Source organism: Helicobacter apodemus (assembly GCF_000765745.2).
GTDB lineage: Bacteria > Campylobacterota > Campylobacteria > Campylobacterales > Helicobacteraceae > Helicobacter_D > Helicobacter_D apodemus.
Map to the genome: position 1 here is coordinate 1 of NZ_JRPC02000056.1, position 2,739 is coordinate 2,739.

General features: G+C 38.5%; 1 rRNA gene. It reads left to right on the forward strand.

The features are described from left to right. Positions 1-1,081 precede the first annotated feature (1,081 nt). Positions 1,082-2,578, forward strand: a 16S ribosomal RNA gene (locus LS72_RS10260). Positions 2,579-2,739: the final 161 nt, after the last annotated feature.

Below are 2,739 nucleotides of genomic sequence, written 5' to 3' on the forward strand. Positions count from 1 at the left end.
CCCCTTAATCTCATATTAAGCTATTTTTACTATAATTTCACTTCCTTTTTTGCATTTTAAAAGGGTTCTTTGAAAATTCAGCTTGATTTAGGATATTAAGAGATAAGTTCCTTAAACTTTTAATGAAGTTAAATTAGAGTTAGTAACTTAACTATTTAAAAGGTTGTATTTAAATTAAAGTTAAAGCCTTAAGTTTTCAATATTTATTAAAGGCTTAAAGTTAAACATTTAAGTTTTTAATATTCAATAAAGAAGCTTAAGAAATACTAAGAAATACAATGAAGCATTCCTTACTTCTATTGATTAAAAATAGAAAACTAAAGAGACATTATCCATCTTTTTAAAAAGTAATGCTCTATTATAAAGCTTTAGTATCTCTTTTAAGAATGAAAGCATTCCAAGATTTAGCTTTAAAGAAATTTCAATAACTCAAATAGATGTAAAAATGTTCTTTAATCTTTTAATGTATTACCACATTAAAGTTAAATGATCTTTGACAACTAAGCAGGAAATTCTTAAAGAAAGACATTTCTTATTGAATTTTCTAAAATCATAATAGAGAACTCATTTATTACTTTGATGTTTTATAAGAGTTAAAGAGGTTTAAGTATCTAATTGCAATAGCTATGGTTAGAATCTTATTAGCTATTAATTAATAGCTATTATATTGTTTTAATTTAGAGATAACCAATAAAGATTTCTTAACTTCTAATGCTTGTAAAACAAAAGTTTAAACAGAGATTTTGAGATTTTAGGACAAACTAATCCAAAGCCAAGAATCTACATTAAAGCTTTTAATTAAAGAAATTAATTAGATTCTTATTCTTAATTTTTAAGAAACTTCTTAAGTTAAACTTCAAGACTTCAAGAATACTTAAAAATCCTAAAGAGTTTTTCATTATCATTGATTATCATATCTTTAATCTTTCAATGAATAACACTTTTGTTAGAAGAGTTTATGTTTAATTTATGTTTAGTTTAAACTTTGATAGGGAGAGTGGCTTACTATGTATTTAGTTTGCCATACTCCTTATCCTTAGAAGTTTATATCCCAATTAATTAAAGAGATAAACTTCTAACTTTTTTGGAGAGTTTGATCCTGGCTCAGAGTGAACGCTGGCGGCGTGCCTAATACATGCAAGTCGAACGATGAAGCTTTTAGCTTGCTAGAAGTGGATTAGTGGCGCACGGGTGAGTAATGCATAGGTTATGTGCCTCATAGTCTAGGATAGCCATTGGAAACGATGATTAATACTGGATACTCCCTACGGGGGAAAGTTTTTCGCTATGAGATCAGCCTATGTCCTATCAGCTTGTTGGTGAGGTAATGGCTCACCAAGGCTATGACGGGTATCCGGCCTGAGAGGGTGAACGGACACACTGGAACTGAGACACGGTCCAGACTCCTACGGGAGGCAGCAGTAGGGAATATTGCTCAATGGGGGAAACCCTGAAGCAGCAACGCCGCGTGGAGGATGAAGGTTTTCGGATTGTAAACTCCTTTTGTTAGAGAAGATAATGACGGTATCTAACGAATAAGCACCGGCTAACTCCGTGCCAGCAGCCGCGGTAATACGGAGGGTGCAAGCGTTACTCGGAATCACTGGGCGTAAAGAGCGCGTAGGCGGAATAGCAAGTCAGATGTGAAATCCTATGGCTTAACCATAGAACTGCATTTGAAACTGTTATTCTAGAGTATGGGAGAGGTAGGTGGAATTCTTGGTGTAGGGGTAAAATCCGTAGAGATCAAGAGGAATACTCATTGCGAAGGCGACCTGCTAGAACATAACTGACGCTGATGCGCGAAAGCGTGGGGAGCAAACAGGATTAGATACCCTGGTAGTCCATGCCCTAAACGATGAATGCTAGTTGTTGTGGAGCTTGTCTCTGCAGTAATGCAGCTAACGCATTAAGCATTCCGCCTGGGGAGTACGGTCGCAAGATTAAAACTCAAAGGAATAGACGGGGACCCGCACAAGCGGTGGAGCATGTGGTTTAATTCGAAGATACGCGAAGAACCTTACCTAGGCTTGACATTGATAGAATCCTATAGAGATATGGGAGTGCCCTTTTAGGGAGCTTGAAAACAGGTGCTGCACGGCTGTCGTCAGCTCGTGTCGTGAGATGTTGGGTTAAGTCCCGCAACGAGCGCAACCCTCGTCCTTAGTTGCTAACTATTTGGTAGAGCACTCTAAGGAGACTGCCTCCGTAAGGAGGAGGAAGGTGAGGATGACGTCAAGTCATCATGGCCCTTACGCCTAGGGCTACACACGTGCTACAATGGGAAGTACAAAAAGATGCAATATTGTGAAATGGAGCAAATCTCAAAAACTTCTCTCAGTTCGGATTGTAGTCTGCAACTCGACTACATAAAGCTGGAATCGCTAGTAATCGCAAATCAGCAATGTTGCGGTGAATACGTTCCCGGGTCTTGTACTCACCGCCCGTCACACCATGGGAGTTGTATTCGCCTTAAGTCGGAATGCCAAACTGGCTACCGCCCACGGCGGATGCAGCGACTGGGGTGAAGTCGTAACAAGGTAACCGTAGGTGAACCTGCGGTTGGATCACCTCCTTTCAAGAGAATTAACTAAATATTTGTTTATTTAGTTTATGTTATATCTTTCTTTTTCCTGCTTAGTTGTCAGAGATTGTTTGGCTTTAAAAGTAGGGGCTTATAGCTCAGGTGGTTAGAGCGCACCCCTGATAAGGGTGAGGTCGGAGGTTCAAGTCCTCCTA